The organism is Vibrio lentus, from assembly GCF_002875945.1.
In the GTDB taxonomy this organism is placed as follows: Bacteria; Pseudomonadota; Gammaproteobacteria; order Enterobacterales; family Vibrionaceae; genus Vibrio; species Vibrio apostichopi.
The window spans coordinates 1-16,343 of sequence record NZ_MCZK01000160.1; the positions used below are offsets into that span (position 1 = coordinate 1).

Annotated in this window: 10 protein-coding genes and 6 tRNA genes; 10 read left to right on the forward strand and 6 right to left on the reverse strand. The window is 43.9% G+C overall.

The features are described from left to right. The first annotated feature begins 124 nt into the window (after positions 1 to 124). A tRNA-Ser gene (locus BCT49_RS20475) sits at positions 125 to 215 on the forward strand. Between the two features lie 117 nt (positions 216 to 332). Here BCT49_RS20475 and ilvY read toward each other — a convergent pair. After that, positions 333 to 1,223 carry an HTH-type transcriptional activator IlvY gene (gene ilvY, locus BCT49_RS20480; protein WP_102437818.1) on the reverse strand — a complete coding sequence of 297 codons (891 nt, stop codon included), beginning with the start codon at positions 1,221 to 1,223 and terminating at the stop codon, positions 333 to 335. 146 nt (positions 1,224 to 1,369) lie between these two features. Here ilvY and ilvC point away from each other — a divergent pair, with 146 nt between their 5' ends. Next, the gene (gene ilvC / locus BCT49_RS20485; protein ID WP_017105790.1) at positions 1,370 to 2,854 is read left to right on the forward strand and encodes a ketol-acid reductoisomerase; all 1,485 of its coding nucleotides are present in this window, start codon (positions 1,370 to 1,372) and stop codon (positions 2,852 to 2,854) included. A 278-nt stretch (positions 2,855 to 3,132) separates the two neighbouring features. On the opposite strand, the gene ubiK is transcribed toward ilvC, so the two are convergent. The 4 genes from ubiK to BCT49_RS20505 all read right to left on the reverse strand — a co-directional run bounded on the left by ubiK (position 3,133) and on the right by BCT49_RS20505 (position 8,346). After that, positions 3,133 to 3,384 carry a ubiquinone biosynthesis accessory factor UbiK gene (ubiK, locus tag BCT49_RS20490; RefSeq protein ID WP_009848085.1) on the reverse strand — a complete coding sequence of 84 codons (252 nt, stop codon included), beginning with the start codon at positions 3,382 to 3,384 and terminating at the stop codon, positions 3,133 to 3,135. 121 nt (positions 3,385 to 3,505) lie between these two features. Next, positions 3,506 to 6,628, reverse strand: coding sequence for a multidrug efflux RND transporter permease subunit (locus BCT49_RS20495; RefSeq protein WP_102437820.1), 3,123 nt, complete (start codon positions 6,626 to 6,628; stop codon positions 3,506 to 3,508). Positions 6,629 to 6,639: 11 nt separating this feature from the next. Further along, complete coding sequence (locus BCT49_RS20500; protein ID WP_102437822.1) at positions 6,640 to 7,746, reverse strand: efflux RND transporter periplasmic adaptor subunit; 1,107 nt, start codon at positions 7,744 to 7,746, stop codon at positions 6,640 to 6,642. 18 nt (positions 7,747 to 7,764) lie between these two features. Further along, the gene (locus BCT49_RS20505) at positions 7,765 to 8,346 is read right to left on the reverse strand and encodes a TetR/AcrR family transcriptional regulator (protein WP_102437824.1); all 582 of its coding nucleotides are present in this window, start codon (positions 8,344 to 8,346) and stop codon (positions 7,765 to 7,767) included. Positions 8,347 to 8,526: 180 nt separating this feature from the next. Here BCT49_RS20505 and rep point away from each other — a divergent pair, with 180 nt between their 5' ends. After that, positions 8,527 to 10,545 (forward strand): DNA helicase Rep, encoded by a 2,019-nt coding sequence (gene rep, locus BCT49_RS20510; RefSeq protein WP_017112130.1) that lies wholly within the window; start codon positions 8,527 to 8,529, stop codon positions 10,543 to 10,545. 68 nt (positions 10,546 to 10,613) lie between these two features. Here rep and BCT49_RS20515 read toward each other — a convergent pair whose 3' ends face one another. Then, complete coding sequence (locus tag BCT49_RS20515) at positions 10,614 to 11,027, reverse strand: c-type cytochrome (RefSeq protein WP_102437826.1); 414 nt, start codon at positions 11,025 to 11,027, stop codon at positions 10,614 to 10,616. Positions 11,028 to 11,324: 297 nt separating this feature from the next. Between BCT49_RS20515 and BCT49_RS20520 the strand changes: the two genes are divergently transcribed. The 7 genes from BCT49_RS20520 to BCT49_RS20550 all read left to right on the forward strand — a co-directional run bounded on the left by BCT49_RS20520 (position 11,325) and on the right by BCT49_RS20550 (position 16,281). Further along, positions 11,325 to 11,401 (forward strand) — tRNA-Arg (locus BCT49_RS20520). A 48-nt stretch (positions 11,402 to 11,449) separates the two neighbouring features. Then, a tRNA-His gene (locus BCT49_RS20525) sits at positions 11,450 to 11,525 on the forward strand. Between the two features lie 77 nt (positions 11,526 to 11,602). Continuing rightward, positions 11,603 to 11,679 (forward strand) — tRNA-Pro (locus BCT49_RS20530). Positions 11,680 to 11,723: 44 nt separating this feature from the next. Then, positions 11,724 to 11,799: transfer RNA gene (locus BCT49_RS20535), tRNA-His, on the forward strand. A 55-nt stretch (positions 11,800 to 11,854) separates the two neighbouring features. Next, positions 11,855 to 11,931, forward strand: a tRNA-Pro gene (locus BCT49_RS20540). 972 nt (positions 11,932 to 12,903) lie between these two features. Beyond that, the gene (locus BCT49_RS20545) at positions 12,904 to 14,631 is read left to right on the forward strand and encodes a dipeptide ABC transporter ATP-binding protein (RefSeq protein ID WP_102306667.1); all 1,728 of its coding nucleotides are present in this window, start codon (positions 12,904 to 12,906) and stop codon (positions 14,629 to 14,631) included. A gap of 96 nt (positions 14,632 to 14,727) precedes the next feature. Beyond that, positions 14,728 to 16,281: an ABC transporter substrate-binding protein gene (locus BCT49_RS20550; protein ID WP_017112128.1), complete on the forward strand. Its 1,554-nt coding sequence runs from the start codon at positions 14,728 to 14,730 to the stop codon at positions 16,279 to 16,281. Positions 16,282 to 16,343: the final 62 nt, after the last annotated feature.

A 16,343-nucleotide genomic window follows, 5' to 3' on the forward strand; every position in this document is an offset into this window, starting at 1 on the left:
AGCGCCGATGGTAGTGTGGGGCTTCCCCATGTGAGAGTAGGACATCGCCAGGCTTTAAATATCGTTACTTGCATTAGCAATTAACAACATCATTAGTGTACTAATCTATTGATGACAATTTGTTGGAGGGATGGCTGAGTGGTCGAAAGCACCGGTCTTGAAAACCGGCAACCGTTAATAGCGGTTCTAGGGTTCAAATCCCTATCCCTCCACCACCATTGAAAAGCCCGCTGAGAAATCAGCGGGCTTTTTCATATCTGTTATTTAGAAAACAAAAAAGAGCACTAACGTGCTCTCTCTATTATTCTCTTAACCAACATATCTAAGGTTAACTAGCCAGGGAGATACTTTCCTTCGGCTACCTGCCAAAACGCTCTAATCAGTGGGTTCTCAAGTTGAGACCGTTTACAGCAGACACCTAGTTCGAACGGTTTTATCGGCTCTATTTTCAAACGATCGACTTTGTCTCTCACTGGACTGTTGTTAATGACGACATCAGGAGCTATACCCACTCCACAGCCCAGCGCTACCATACTTACAATCGCCTCATGTCCAGATACCTGTGCGTAAATACTGGGCTTTATCTTCATCTTTTTGAACCAAGCATTCGCACGTTCACGAGCAGTACCTGCTTCGGGAATGATAAAAGGAACCTCATTCCAATTTGGCTTTTCGGATTGCAGTTGCTGACTAAAGCTACTTACACCGGATGGGATGATCACTGACAGTGGTATATCGCTGATGGTTTCGAATTCTAATCTTGAAGGCAAAATGTCAGGTTTAGCTGAAATAGCAATATCAGCCTCATCATTCAGTATCTTGTCGATGGATTGTGCTGGATCACCGGTAGAGAGCTTAAACTCAATATACGGATGAATAGCCCTGAATTCGGTAATGAGTTCAGGAAGGTGACTATAGCTTGCTGTTACGGAACAGAAAATACGGATCTCACCCTTGAGCTCCTGTTCTCCCCCTTTTAGGTGAAGATTATATTGCTGCCACTCGCCAACGATGCTCAATGCCACAGGCAAGAGATGTTTCCCTGCTGGTGTGAGGTCAACACTTCGGTTATCCCTGATAAGCAGTTCTTGCCCTGTTTCTTCTTCTAGTTTTTGTATCTGACGACTAAGGGCTGAAGGACTAACGTGCATAGCAGCAGCTGTTTTACTGAAACTCTTGCTATCACATAAATGTATAAATAATTGTAGAGATTTTATGTTCATGTTCTGTGATCGTTTCCATGTTGCATTTATTGCAATAACTAATTGTGAATATATCACTTTCAGCAACGGGGTGTCTGTTTTAGTATGAAGTCATTCGATAGAGAGATATCGACCTTACGGACTTATTTTTAAAGGAGTACCCTACAATGGCTAACTATTTCAATACATTAAACCTTCGTGAGCAACTAGACCAATTAGGTCGCTGCCGTTTCATGGATCGTGAAGAATTTACGACTGAAGCTGAATACCTTGAAGGTAAGAAGATCGTCATTGTTGGCTGTGGTGCTCAAGGCCTAAACCAAGGTCTAAACATGCGTGATTCTGGTCTAGACGTATCTTACGCTCTACGCCAAGCTGCAATTGATGAGAAGCGTCAATCATTCAAGAATGCTGACGAAAATGGCTTTGTAGTTGGTAGCTACGAAACGCTAATCCCGCAAGCAGACCTAGTTATTAACCTTACTCCTGATAAGCAACACACTAATGTTGTTGAGACAGTAATGCCTCTAATGAAAGAAGGCGCTGCTCTTGGTTACTCTCATGGCTTTAACGTTGTTGAAGAAGGCATGCAATTACGTGCTGACCTTACTGTTGTAATGGTTGCACCTAAGTGTCCAGGTTCTGAAGTACGTGAAGAGTACAAGCGTGGCTTCGGTGTTCCAACATTGATCGCTGTTCACCCAGAAAATGACCCTAAAGGCGAAGGCTGGGATATCGCTAAAGCTTGGGCTGCTGGTACTGGTGGTCACCGTGCAGGTTGCCTAGAGTCTTCATTCGTAGCTGAAGTTAAATCTGACCTTATGGGTGAGCAAACAATTCTATGTGGCATGCTACAAGCAGGTTCTATCGTATCTTACGAGAAGATGATTGCTGATGGCATCGAACCAGGCTACGCAGGTAAACTTCTACAATACGGTTGGGAAACGATTACTGAAGCACTTAAGTTCGGTGGCGTAACTCACATGATGGACCGTCTATCTAACCCAGCTAAAGTTAAAGCGTTTGAGCTTTCTGAAGAGCTAAAAGATCTAATGCGTCCGCTTTACAACAAGCACATGGATGACATTATTTCTGGTCACTTCTCTAGCACTATGATGGCTGACTGGGCGAACGATGACGTGAACCTACTAGGCTGGCGTGAAGAGACAGGCGAAACTGCATTCGAAAACTACCCAACTTCTGACGTAGAAATCTCAGAGCAAGAGTACTTCGATAACGGTATCCTTATGGTTGCTATGGTTCGTGCGGGGGTTGAGCTAGCATTCGAAGCAATGACAGCATCTGGCATCATCGATGAGTCTGCTTACTACGAGTCTCTACATGAGCTTCCACTAATCGCAAACACAGTTGCTCGTAAGCGTCTTTATGAAATGAACGTAGTAATTTCTGATACAGCTGAATACGGTAACTACCTATTCGCTAACGTAGCAACACCGCTACTACGCGAGCAGTTCATGCCTTCAGTTGCAACTGACGTAATCGGTCGCGGTCTAGGTGAAACATCTAACCAAGTAGATAACGCTAAGTTGATTGAAGTAAACGAAGCTATCCGTAACCACCCTGTAGAGTACATTGGTGAAGAGCTACGTAGCTACATGAGCGACATGAAGCGTATCGCTGTAGGCGGTTAGTTAGTCGCTTAGATACTGATAAATTTGTAGAAAAAGCAAAGCAGTATCACTAGCTCCTTACAGGTTGGAGCTTTAATTAAGCAACACAACATCTAATAAAAAGGCTTGGTCGCCGTTGACCAAGCCTTTTTGCTTTTAGGCGCAAAGTATTACAAACCAATCAAATGAACATGGCTTGATAGGTCTTAGACGTCGAATTTCAGTTCTTGATTGAGCCTTATAAATACAAAAGGGTTGGTGTTTTCACACCAACCCTTTCAGTTTTATTGCTTTGCGGCTTACTTGTCAGCAATCTTTGCTTCTAAATCCGCTAGCTTCTGTTCCATCTCTGTCAGCTTTTGACGAGTGCGTAGAAGTACTTGTGTTTGAACATCAAACTCTTCACGGCTCACAACGTCTAGCTTGTTTAGTTGGCCTTGGATAACTTGGCGAACTTTTTGATCTACATCTGAACCTAGCTCTTTTACTGGTTGAGGCATCGAGTCGTGGATCTGCTTAGCAATCTGTTCTAGTTTTTTTGGATCAAACATATCAATTAAAACTCCTGAATATTTCCTACCATTCTATTTAATCACACCGAAGAAGTCGCCTCTAGCGTATAAAAAAAAGGCCACCGAAGTAGCCTTTTTAATTGTTATTACGACTTAGAGATTACTTATTATCAGCTAATTCTCTGTGAGCCGCTTTTGCTTCATCGACGCGAGCTAGTTTTTCTAGGTCTTTGTCTTCAACAAATATAGGTAGAGGTTTGTGCTTCTCTGCTAGGTAGCTGTAGATTACTGGCAGTACAAACAAGGTAAACAATGTACCGATCGCTAGACCAGCAACGATTACAATACCGATACTGAAACGTTGAGCCGCACCTGCACCCGTTGCATACATCAATGGGATTAGACCCGCAATCATCGCAGCAGTAGTCATTAGGATTGGACGAAGACGAACCTTCGCAGCTTCCATAACGGCTTCAATACGCGTCTTGCCATTGTGCAGTTGCTCTTCTTTTGCTACTTCACAGATCAAGATACCGTGCTTGGTAATCAAGCCGACCAAGGTTATGAGACCTACTTGTGAGTAGATGTTCATGGTCGCCGCGCCCCAAGCCAAGGCAATAAGTGCCCCACAGATAGCAAGTGGTACAGATACCATGATAACCAATGGATCTTTTAGAGATTCAAATTGAATCGCTAGAACCAAGAAGATAATAGCCAGAGCCAAACCAAAGGTTGCGTATAGTGCGCTCCCTTCTGTTACGTACTGACGAGCCTCACCCATGTAGTCATGGTTGTAACCGCTTGGTAGCTTGGTTGCTGCAATGTCTTCAAACCAATTGATCGCATCACCCATGGCTGCGCCAGGAGCTGGTACTGCACCAATCGTTGCTGAGTTTAATTGGTTGAAGTGAGGAAGAGAACGAGGCTCTGCCACAACATCAATCGTAATTAAACTGCCTAGAGGAATTGCTTTACCATCTGCGCCACGAACATAGTAGTTGTTCATTGATTCAGGGTTTAGACGGAATTTACGTTCAACTTGAGGGATGACCTCGTAAGAACGACCATTCAAGTCGATACGGTTTACGTAACCATCAGACATCATAGTACCTAGAGTGATACCAATGTCTTGCATCGTCACGCCGTAAGCGCCCGCTTTGTCTTTGTCGATATGGATCTTCATCGTTGCTGAGTCGTAGTTCAAATCAAGATCTGAATAAACGAACAGCGGGTTAGTAGATACTTCGGCTAAGATCTCTGTTGTGATTTGGAATAGGCTCTCGAAGCTGTTCGGTGTTGTAATAACAAACTGAACAGGAAGGCCTGAACCTGCACCTGGAAGTTCTGGCATTTGGAAGGCTGTTACGGCCATACCAGGAACATCTTTCACCAAGTTACCAACACGGTTCGCTACATCAGACTGGCTTGCTTCACGCTCACTCCACGGAACCATTGATGCGATACCAAAGGCTTGGTTTGCATTAGGAACACCAGTAAACACCTGCGCATACGCTACTTCTGGCTGATCAGACAGAAGGCTGTTTACGTCATTCATGGTGTTTTGCATGTAGTCCAAGTTCGCATTCGAAGGTGCTGTACCCATCAGCATGATTACACCTTTATCTTCTGAAGGCGCTAACTCACTAGGGATGAACTTGAATAACAGTGGCAAACTTGCAAATACGATGATAGCGAAGCCAATGAATACTGGACGATGCTGCATTACCGCGCCAAGCATACGCTCGTAGCGATTGGTCATGCCGTCTAGTACGCTATGTACCTTCTGCTCAAACTTGCTTGGCTCGGCGTGAGCTTTGAGCATTTTTGAACACATCATTGGCGATAACGTTAACGCCACAATACCCGATACAAAAACAGCACCAGCAAGGGTTAGTGCAAACTCTTTAAACAACGAGCCTGTGATACCACCCATCATTGCGATAGGAGCATATACCGCACCTAGCGTTAGTGTCATTGCGATAACGGGTACTGCAATTTCACGAGTACCGATGATGGCTGCTCGGAAAGGGGATTCCCCTAATTTTATATGCCGGTCGACGTTTTCCAATACCACGATGGCATCATCAACTACTAAGCCGATAGCCAGTACCATTGCCAGTAGCGTCATTAGGTTCCAAGAGAAGCCCATCGCCTGCATTACCATAGCCACACCAATTAGAGATAGTGGGATAGTAACGATTGGGATAAGAACCGCACGGAATGAACCTAAGAACAACGTAATTACGACCAGTACAATTAATGCCGCTTCAAGAATGGTTTTAATAACCTCTTGAATTGATTCATTAATCGCAATGGTCGAGTCATACATGATATTCATCGAGATGTTACTTGGAAGGTTCTTCTCTAATTGAGGAAGAAGCTCAAGAACATCAGCGGCAATGTTGATAGGGTTCGCACTTGGTGCCGCGTTAATTGCTGCAACAACCGCTTCCTTACCGTTTGCACTCGCTCGGTAAATATCGTGGCTTTTCTCTAAAGAAACCTTAGCGATGTCAGACAGGCGAATAATTTCACCCTCACCACTTTTAACGACCAAGTTCTCTAGCTCTTCAGTGTTCGATACTTGCGTATCGGCACTGCCGTTATAAAGAACGAATTCGCCAGTAGCTTGACCTGTCGCTGATTGGTAGTTGTTGGCATCCAATACCGACATAACATCAGTCGCGGTGAGGTTAACAGCTGCCATTTTTGACGGATCTAGCCATACGCGCAGTGCGTATTTCATACCACCATAAAGGTCGACTTTAGATACACCATTTACCGTAAATAGCTGTGGGTTGATTACACGCTCTAGATAATCGGTAATTTGGCTTGATACGAGCTCATCACTGGTAAAGCCAATATAAAGTACCGCGGTCGTTGAACCAGTCGACATGGTTACGGTTGGATCTTCGGCTTCTTTTGGAAGCTGAGAACGTACCGAGTTTGTCTTGGCCAGTATGTCAGACAGCGCTGCATTCGGGTCGGTGTTTAACTTCATGTTAACTGTGATAGTTGAACTACCCAGTACAGAAGATGAAGTCATATAGTCGATGTTATCCGCTTGAGCCACAGCCTGTTCGAGGGGCTGGGTTATAAAGCCTTGGATAAGATCGGCACTTGCACCGTAGTAACTCGTTGTTACGGTTACCACGGTATTCGTCATTTCAGGGTATTCACGCACCTGCATTTTGAAGATTGCTTGTAGACCAAGCAGCGCAATCAAAAAGCTGATGGATACCGCTAGAACTGGACGTTTAATAAAAACATCAGTAAAGCGCATTATGCCTCCAGTTACAGCTTAGGTGTTTCAGATGGTGGCGTGATCGCATCACTTTCCACAACCTTAACTTTGGCACCGTTACTTAGACGAACTTGGCCAGAAGTTACAACTGTATCGCCCGCTTTAACACCATCAAGGATGTGAGCAATATCAGCGGTACGTTCACCTACTTTTACAACATGTTGAGCAACACGTTGAACACCGTCTTCTTCCGTTAGGATGTAAACATTGTCACCGTATAGTGTGAAGGTGATTGCTGTTTGAGGTAGTGTTACTTGGTTCTCTAGCTTAGGCAGAATGATGTTGGCACGCGCGAACATACCGCTACGAAGCTTGCCATCATTGTTTGGAATGTCTGCTTGAACTTGGATCAAACCACTTTGGATACTTACTGCAGGTTCGATTGCGCTGATAGAACCTTCGAAAGGCGTCTCAGGGTAAGCGTCAACGAAGATATCGATAGCTTGACCTACATTAATGCGTGAGATGTCTGTTTGAGAAACCGTAAAGCGCAGGCGCATAACACTGGTGTCTTCTAAACGAACGATATCAGTACCCGACTGCAGGTATTGACCTAGATACACATTACGGATGCCGACTTTACCGTCGAATGGTGCACGGATTTCACGACGTTCGATCGACGCTTTCAGGCTTTCAATATCAGCCGATAGAGAGAAGTAGTTCGCTTCTGCTTCATCGTATGCTTCTTTAGAGATAGAGCCTTTCTTGAATAGACCTTGGTAACGCTTGTACTTTGCTTTTGCAGCAGGTAAACGCGCTTCCGAACTTTTCAGGTTCGCTTTCTCAACATCTGAATCTAAACGAACAAGTTGCTGGCCGTTTTTAACGTCAGTACCTGATTCGAAAGAGATTTGATCAATGACACCGCTGGTTTCGTTAGCCAGTGTTACACCTTGGTTTGGTTCGATGAAACCAATCGCTTCAATCACTGGAATCCAGTCGATCGGCTGAACTTCAGTCACCGTTACCGGAAACTCTGGCTCAGGACGGTTTGCCATGTACTCAGCAATTTTTTGTTGTTTGAACATGTTGAACCCGATAACGCTGCCGAAAAGCAGTACAGCGATGAGTAACATGAAGAAAGTCCACTTTTTCATTATGGTCAAAACTCCGATCTAGTGTGTAATTATTGCGTCCCAACTGGCTTCAATGGCTGCTTCTAATGCGGCCTCATCCATTTGGTAAAAACCTAAAGAGTGCTTGCGTGCAAGTGACACGCTAGCGGCTAAACTTAAACCACTTAAAATTTCATTATTGAGTGGTTTAAAAATTCCTTGCTCTTTACCCTCGTTAAACAGTAGCTCAACTTGGGCAAACATTTTTCTTTCAAGTTCCCTAAATGCCATGCTATTTATTGCAGGTAGAGAATCGTACTGAACCCTGTTTTTGATTGCTGCAGGGTTCGTGCCCGCCAGGTTCCATATGTTTAACCACATAGTTCTATAACGTAGCTTTATTGAATCTGAATCATTAACACCATTTTGAACAGCGTCCGCGACTCTTTGAGTTACCTGAATGCGAACATCTTCAATTAAATGGTCTTTATCATCGAAATATCGATAAATAGTACCGGCAGCCACACCTGCTTCTTTGGCCAGTTTTTGCATTGATAAGCCTTGAAAACCTACCTCGGCAATTAACTTTTCCGCAGCAGAGAGTATCTGTAAGCGTTTATCTTGAGATGTATTATTGGTCATAGACTAATCACTAGTGAATGAACGTTCATTCATTATAGCCTGAATTACGTACATTTGTGCAACAGAGTTTTGCATAAATAGAGTAAAATTCTTGTGTAAGAGAGCATAGCATTCGTACCGTTGCACCATTATTATAGGCGCGCGTGAACAAATAGACCTTTTAACCATGTTGAGAAAGTAATGAAACTGAACCCAAGACAAGATGAAGCTGTGAAATACGTCTCTGGTCCTTGCCTCGTTTTAGCGGGCGCAGGCTCAGGTAAAACACGTGTAATCACCAATAAAATCGCTTATTTGGTTCAGGAATGTGGTTATAAAGCTCGTAACATTGCTGCGGTAACTTTTACTAATAAAGCGGCACGTGAAATGAAAGAGCGTGTTGGACAAACTTTAGGGAAAGGCGAGTCGAAAGGACTTATTGTTTCGACCTTCCATACCATGGGTCTTACGATCATCCGTCGTGAGTACAAAGCGCTTGGCTTAAAAGCGGGTTTTTCTCTATTTGATGATCAAGACCAGTTAGCTTTATTAAAAGAGCTAACCGAGAAACAAATCGATGGTGATAAGGATTTGTTACGTGCATTGATGAGCACTATTTCAAATTGGAAAAATGACATGCTCACGCCAGATCAGGCGAAAGCACGTGCTCAAGGTGAACAAGAGCAGTTATTTGCATTCTGTTTTGAGATGTATCAAAAACAAATGAAGGCTTATAACGCATTAGACTTCGATGATTTGATCGCAATGCCTGTTTTGCTATTGAAAACCAATCAAGAAGTTCGTGAGCGTTGGCAGTCACGCATTCGTTACCTGTTGGTCGATGAGTATCAAGATACCAACACCAGTCAATATGAATTGGTTCGCTTGCTTGTCGGTGAACGCGGTCGTTTGACCGTTGTTGGCGATGATGACCAATCTATCTATTCATGGCGTGGTGCGAAACCACAAAACTTGGTTTTACTTGGCGAAGATTACCCAAATTTACGCCTGATTAAGCTTGAGCAAAACTACCGCTCAACCAGTCGTATCTTGCGTGCGGCGAACATCTTGATCGCCAATAACCCGCACGTGTATGAGAAGTCACTGTTCTCTGAGATCCCTGATGGCGAAAAGCTCAAAGTACTTAACGCCAAGAATGAAGAGCACGAAGCCGAGCGTATTACTGGCGAAATCATTGCGCATAAATTTTTGAATCGCACTGAATACAAAGATTATGCGGTGCTTTATCGAGGCAACCACCAATCTCGATTGATTGAAAAAGCGCTGATGCAGAACCGAGTGCCTTACAAAATCTCTGGCGGTACCTCTTTCTTCGCCAGAGCTGAGATAAAAGACATCATGGCTTACCTGCGAGTATTGGTGAATCCGGATGATGACAATGCCTTCCTACGTATTGTGAATACGCCGCGTCGCGAGATTGGCCCTGTTACGCTAGAGAAGCTGGGCAGTTACGCCAATATGCGAGGCAAAAGCCTATTTGAAGCCAGCTTCGAAATGGGGTTAGAACAGACATTGACTGGTCGTGGTTTAGAAAACCTGCGTCGTTTTTCTGATTGGATTGTTCGTATCTCCGATAATGCTGAACGTGGAAACACCGTTGAAGCGGTGCGATCCTTGGTTCGTGATATCAATTATGAAGATTGGCTCTACGAAACCTCTCCAAGCCCGAAAGCGGCAGAGATGCGAATGAAGAACGTGTCTGATCTCTATAGTTGGATTGTTGCCGATCTAGAAGGTGATAATTACGATAAAGAAGAGAAGACACTTCGCGAAGTGGTTCAACGTTTAACCCTACGTGACATGATGGAACGTGGTGAAGATAACGACGATGCAGACCAGGTTCAATTGATGACGCTGCATGCTTCGAAAGGCCTAGAGTTTCCGTATGTATTCCTGATGGGGGCAGAAGAGGGCATTCTTCCACACCAAACCAGTGTTGATGAAGGTAATGTAGAAGAAGAACGTCGTCTTATGTATGTAGGCATTACTCGAGCGCAGAAAGAGCTGACTTTCACTAAGTGTCGTGAGCGTAGACAGTACGGTGAGTTGATCAAGCCAACACAAAGCCGTTTCCTAGATGAGTTGCCTCATGAGGATGTGGAGTGGGAATCGGTGAAAAAGCCGCAGTCGGCTGAAGAGAGAATGGAAAAAGGTCAGGCACACATTGCGAATATTCGTGCGATGTTTAATAAGAAGTAATAGACAGAGTTTCAGGTAACAAAAAAGGTGACCTTATGGTCACCTTTTTTATATCAATCTGTTTTGGCTTACAGGCCAGCAATCATGTGCTCTATAGCATCTTTGATTTCATCGTCAGAACAGTCCATACATGAACCTTTAGCAGGCATTGCATTGAAACCGTTGATTGCGTGATCTGCTAGGATGTCTCGGCCTTGTGCAATTCGTGGAGCCCAATCACCAGCATTACCAGTTTTTGGTGCACCGCTCACACCTGATGCGTGACAAGCAATACAGAAGGTTCCGTAAACTGCTGCGCCATCACGAGGGCCTGTTGGTTCAGCAACGACTGGCTCACTACCGACTAGGTATACTTGACCAACTGGTTTGATGCGCTCAGCAATAAGATCTTGCTCCGCTTCACTTAGGCCTGAAGCCATAACGCCAGTAGAAAAGGTTAAAGCTGCGATAACAACAGTTAAAATTCGACGAGACATATCCATTAAACTCACTTTACATTCCCAAGGTAAGTACGTGCTTACCAATTTATAGTGTTAGAGGGGTGTGTTGATTTAAGTTGCAAAAAGCGACTGTTAAATCAATGTAAATAATGGGTGATTATATCCTGATAAGTTGTTGCAATAAACAACAACTTATAAGCTCCAGAGGGTTGTAGTACTCAAATAAGGGGTTTATCACATATTAACTGTCGAAAAAGAGACCAAACAGAAAAAAAAGTTAAAAAAGTACTAGACGACCTTAGGTGATATACGTATTATTCCACTCCGCCGACAGGGCATGCGCCTGTAGCTCAGCTGGATAGAGCGTTGGCCTCCGGAGCCAAAGGCCGAAGGTTCGAATCCTTTCAGGCGCGCCATCCGGTCTCTTACTTCGGTAAGTGAGAATTGGCAAAAAAGAAACAATGGTGGCTATAGCTCAGTTGGTAGAGCCCTGGATTGTGATTCCGGTGGTCGCGAGTTCGAATCTCGTTAGCCACCCCATTCTTTCTTTACAAAATAACGGTAGCTTCAGCTTCCAGTGTTGACTCATTATTCCCAAGAGTCGAGACAAAATTAGTCGGTGAATAGCGCAGCTTGGTAGCGCATCTGGTTTGGGACCAGAGGGTCGGGGGTTCGAATCCCTCTTCACCGACCACTATTTCAATAATCGCTTTTAAGCGGTTATATAAAAAATTAGTGGTGGCTATAGCTCAGTTGGTAGAGCCCTGGATTGTGATTCCGGTGGTCGCGAGTTCGAATCTCGTTAGCCACCCCATTAATTTTGGTAATTTCTTTGAAGTTCCCTGTTTGAGAAATCAAACGAAACGTCTCGGTGAATAGCGCAGCTTGGTAGCGCATCTGGTTTGGGACCAGAGGGTCGGGGGTTCGAATCCCTCTTCACCGACCACCTTTAAGAAAGCTCATCAGAAATGATGAGCTTTTTTTTCATCTGTAGATCACTAGATTGGAACCCAAGTGGGGTTCGTCCGATGTTCAAAGAATGTCTCTTCACCGATCACTTAAGAAGCCTCAACTAACCGTCGCATCAGAAATGACGGGGCTTTTTTACACTTATCGTCTCGGAAATTCTTCAACTTTTGATTTTGAGTGCAGGGAACTCGCTCATTCCGATATCTCGCGTGGCACCACTTCACTCCAGCGCTCTCTATATAAAACACCCACCATCGATTTTCTAGATTTTCACGCCGTAATTGAGATCAATGCTTTATGAAATGTGCAGATCTATATCTAATTTTATATAAATAAATCACTCAATTATTCGACAGGTTAATAAGTTTGGTCTAAAGATTTTTATGAAAAGTGAAAACTGACCCCAAATTTGCTCACTAAGGCCTGTATTTAACAACTTTCTTTGCACCCAGTCGCTCAAAGTCTTCTCTAATTTATTAAACCTTTCGTTTTTCTTGTTTGTATTCGTTGAAGTAATGGGAGGGGTGGAATGTATGGCTAAATGAGATCTATCTGGTTGTTTTATTTGCCTAAATTAATAAAGTTAGCGTTTGTTTCTATAGTGTTAATTGTTTTTTGGAATAATTATTTGTTTTTAGTGACTGGCAGTGAGATCTGCTTTGAACCATAGGTTTAACTCTACAAGTAAGTAGTAGTAAGGGATTTGTGAGTGTTTATTACCAACAATATGATGTTGTTTTTTCTTACTATATGCTCTCTACGTGAATACTTATGTGGTGCTTTTGCTTGCTAAGCGTTTAATGTCGACTTTTTATCCTATTTTTGTTGCTTTTCTGTGAATTATTTGCCAAATTGTCAACCGTATAAAATATCAGAACAATATTCTGGTAAGAATGGATTCAATTTTGCAGACAGGGCAGAGAGCTGCCAAAGCAGTAGAGGTCTGGTAATGTCACTTTTAGAAGTAAAAAATCTTCGTATCGAATACCCATCACGTCATGGTGTACACGCTGCAGTAAAATCACTGTCGTTTAGCATTGAACGCGGCGAGATTGTCGGTGTTGTTGGTGAATCTGGCGCTGGTAAATCAACAGTAGGTAATGCTGTGATCGATTTGCTAAGCCCTCCTGGTCGTATTGCGAGCGGTGAAGTGTTCCTTGATGGCGAAAAAGTATCGGGTTTATCTCCGGAAGAGATGCGTAAAGTTCGCGGCTCTAAGATTGGATTTATCTTTCAAGATCCAATGACTTCTCTTAATCCTCTATTTACCGTAGAACAGCAATTAAAAGAAACCATCCATGCCAATATGAAGGTAACGGATGCAGAAGCTTATCAGCGTTCATTAGACTTAATGAACCAAGTGGGTATCCCACAACCTGAAAACCGCCTTAAACAGTATCCGCACCAATTCTCTGGTGGTATGCGTCAGCGTGTGGTTATCGCGATTGCATTGGCAGGCGAACCTGACCTGATCATCGCCGATGAACCAACCACCGCTCTAGACGTATCTATCCAAGATCAAATCTTAGGTCTGATTCGCGATCTATGTATTAAGAAAAACGTAGGTTGTATGTTGGTAACCCACGATATGGGTGTTGTGTCTAACGTGACTGACCGTGTTGCGGTTATGTACCGTGGTGATCTGGTTGAATTCGGCCCAACGAAACAAGTATTGGGTACACCTGAACACCCATACACGCACAGCTTGATTTCAGCCGTTCCTCGCTCAGACCGTAAACTCGACCGCTTCCCTCTTGTTAGCTACATCGAAGAAGCACACGAGATGGAAGCCTTAGATGTAAAAAATCACTGGTTAGGTCAAAGCCAAGATCATCGTGAATACACAGGTCCGCTACTGAACGTAGAAAACGTTAACCTACGATTCACGACAAAAGATTCTTTCTTCGAAAGCCGTCGCGAGTATGTGCAAGCTTCAAACAACGTAAGCTTTGAAGTGCATGAAGGTGAAACCTTTGGTCTAGTGGGTGAGTCTGGTTCTGGTAAATCAACGATTGCACGTGTTATCGCAGGCCTATACGCACCAAACTCAGGCAAAGTAACCTTTGAAGGTGTCGATCTTACTGGGCTTAAATCTGAAAAAGAACGTCGCCCAATGCGTCGTCAAATGCAGATGGTTTTCCAAAACCCGTATACGTCAATGAACCCGCGTATGAAGATTTTTGACATCATCGCAGAGCCTATTCGTTTCCATAAACTGACTCGCAACGAGAACGAAACTCGTCAGATTGTTCATGACTTATTGGATCATGTTGGCCTTGGACAAATGGCAGGGGTTAAATACCCGCATGAATTCTCAGGTGGTCAGCGTCAGCGTATTTCTATCGCTCGTGCTTTGGCAACGCGACCTCGCCTATTGATTTGTGATGAACCAACATCGGCGTTAGATGTATCGGTACAAGCGCAGATCCTAAACCTATTAAAAGATCTACAAGACGAACTCAACCTAACGATGCTGTTCATCAGTCATGATTTACCGGTTATTCGTCAGATGTGTGATCGTGTTGGTGTGATGCAGATGGGTACGCTACTGGAAGTGGCGCCTACTGAGCAGTTATTTAACTCTCCACAGCATGAATATAGCCAACACCTAATTTCTTTAATGCCTGAATTTACGGGCTTACGAGAAGAAAAAGCAGTGGCACAAGCCGCAATATAAATTTCAGCAGGTTAGAGGCTTAGCCTGCCTGAAATACAATAACAGACGCAAATACAACAACTAGGGATCTGGATTCCCGCATGAAGGAGTTATGCAATGAAAACCATGAAAAGCAAATTAGCAGTAGCTTTGATGGCAGCTGGCCTAAGCTTTAGTGCAGCAGCAGCAGATATTACTGTTGGCTACGCAGCTGACCCAGTGTCACTTGACCCGCACGAGCAGCTATCTGGCGGCACACTGCAAATGTCTCACATGGTGTTTGACCCTCTAGTACGTTTCACTCAAGAGATGGATTTTGAAGGCCGCCTAGCGACAAGCTGGGAACGTGTCAATGAAACGACTTTCCGCTTTAATCTACGTCAGGGTGTTAAATTCCACTCAGGCAATGAACTAACAGCTGACGATGTTGTGTGGACATTCGAACGTCTACAAGCATCTCCAGACTTTAAGTCTATCTTCACGCCTTACGAGAAGATGGTAAAAGTGGATGACTACACAGTTGAACTAGTCTCTAAAGCGGCTTACCCACTAGTACTACAAACAGCAACTTACATCTTCCCAATGGACAGCAAGTTTTACTCAGGCCAAACAGCCGAAGGTAATGACAAGTCTGAGCTAGTTAAGCACGGTAACTCGTTCGCTTCTACAAACGTTTCAGGTACAGGTCCATTCATCGTAACTCAACGTGAGCAAGGCGTTAAAGTAACGTTTGAGCGTTTCAACGATTACTGGGATACAGAAACGAAAGGTAACGTAGACAAGCTAACATTGGTTCCAATCAAAGAAGATGCAACACGTGTTGCGGCCCTTCTTTCTGGCGATGTAGACATGATTCACCCAGTAGCACCTAACGATCACAAGCGTGTTAAAAACGCTAAAAACATCGATCTAGTGACGCTGCCTGGTACTCGTATCATTACGTTCCAAATGAACCAAAACAGCAACGAAGCGCTTAAAGATGTTCGCGTTCGTCAAGCAATCGTTCATGCGATTAACAATGAAGGTATTGTTAAGAAAATCATGAAAGGTTTCGCTACTGCAGCTGGTCAGCAAAGCCCAACAGGCTACGCGGGTCACGATGATGCACTAGTACCTCGTTACGACCTGAAAAAAGCAAAAGAGCTAATGAAGGAAGCGGGCTACGAAGATGGCTTTACGCTAACGATGATGGCACCAAACAACCGTTACGTGAACGATGCAAAAGTGGCTCAAGCGTCAGCGGCAATGCTATCTAAGATTGGTATCAAAGTTGATCTTAAAACGATGCCTAAAGCGCAATACTGGCCTGAGTTTGACCTATGTTCAGCAGACATGATGATGATCGGTTGGCACTCAGATACAGAAGATTCAGCTAACTTCAGTGAGTTCCTAACAATGACTCGTAACGAAGAAACGGGTCGTGGCCAATACAACTGTTCTGGTTACTCAAACCCAGAGATGGATGCAATTGTAGAAGCTTCTAACACTGAAACTGACCCAGTTAAGCGTTCTGAAATGCTGAAAGGCGTTGAAGCAACACTTTACAACGACGCAGCGTTTGTTCCTCTTCACTGGCAAAGTGAAGCGTGGGGCGCGAAGTCTAACGTAGGTGCAGCAGACGTAGTAAACCCAATGGTTATGCCTTACTTCGGCGACCTAGTTGTAAAATAATCTAGCTTGCTAGAATCGAGAGCCTGAAGCTTTTCAGGCTCTCGAATTATTAAGAAATAGAT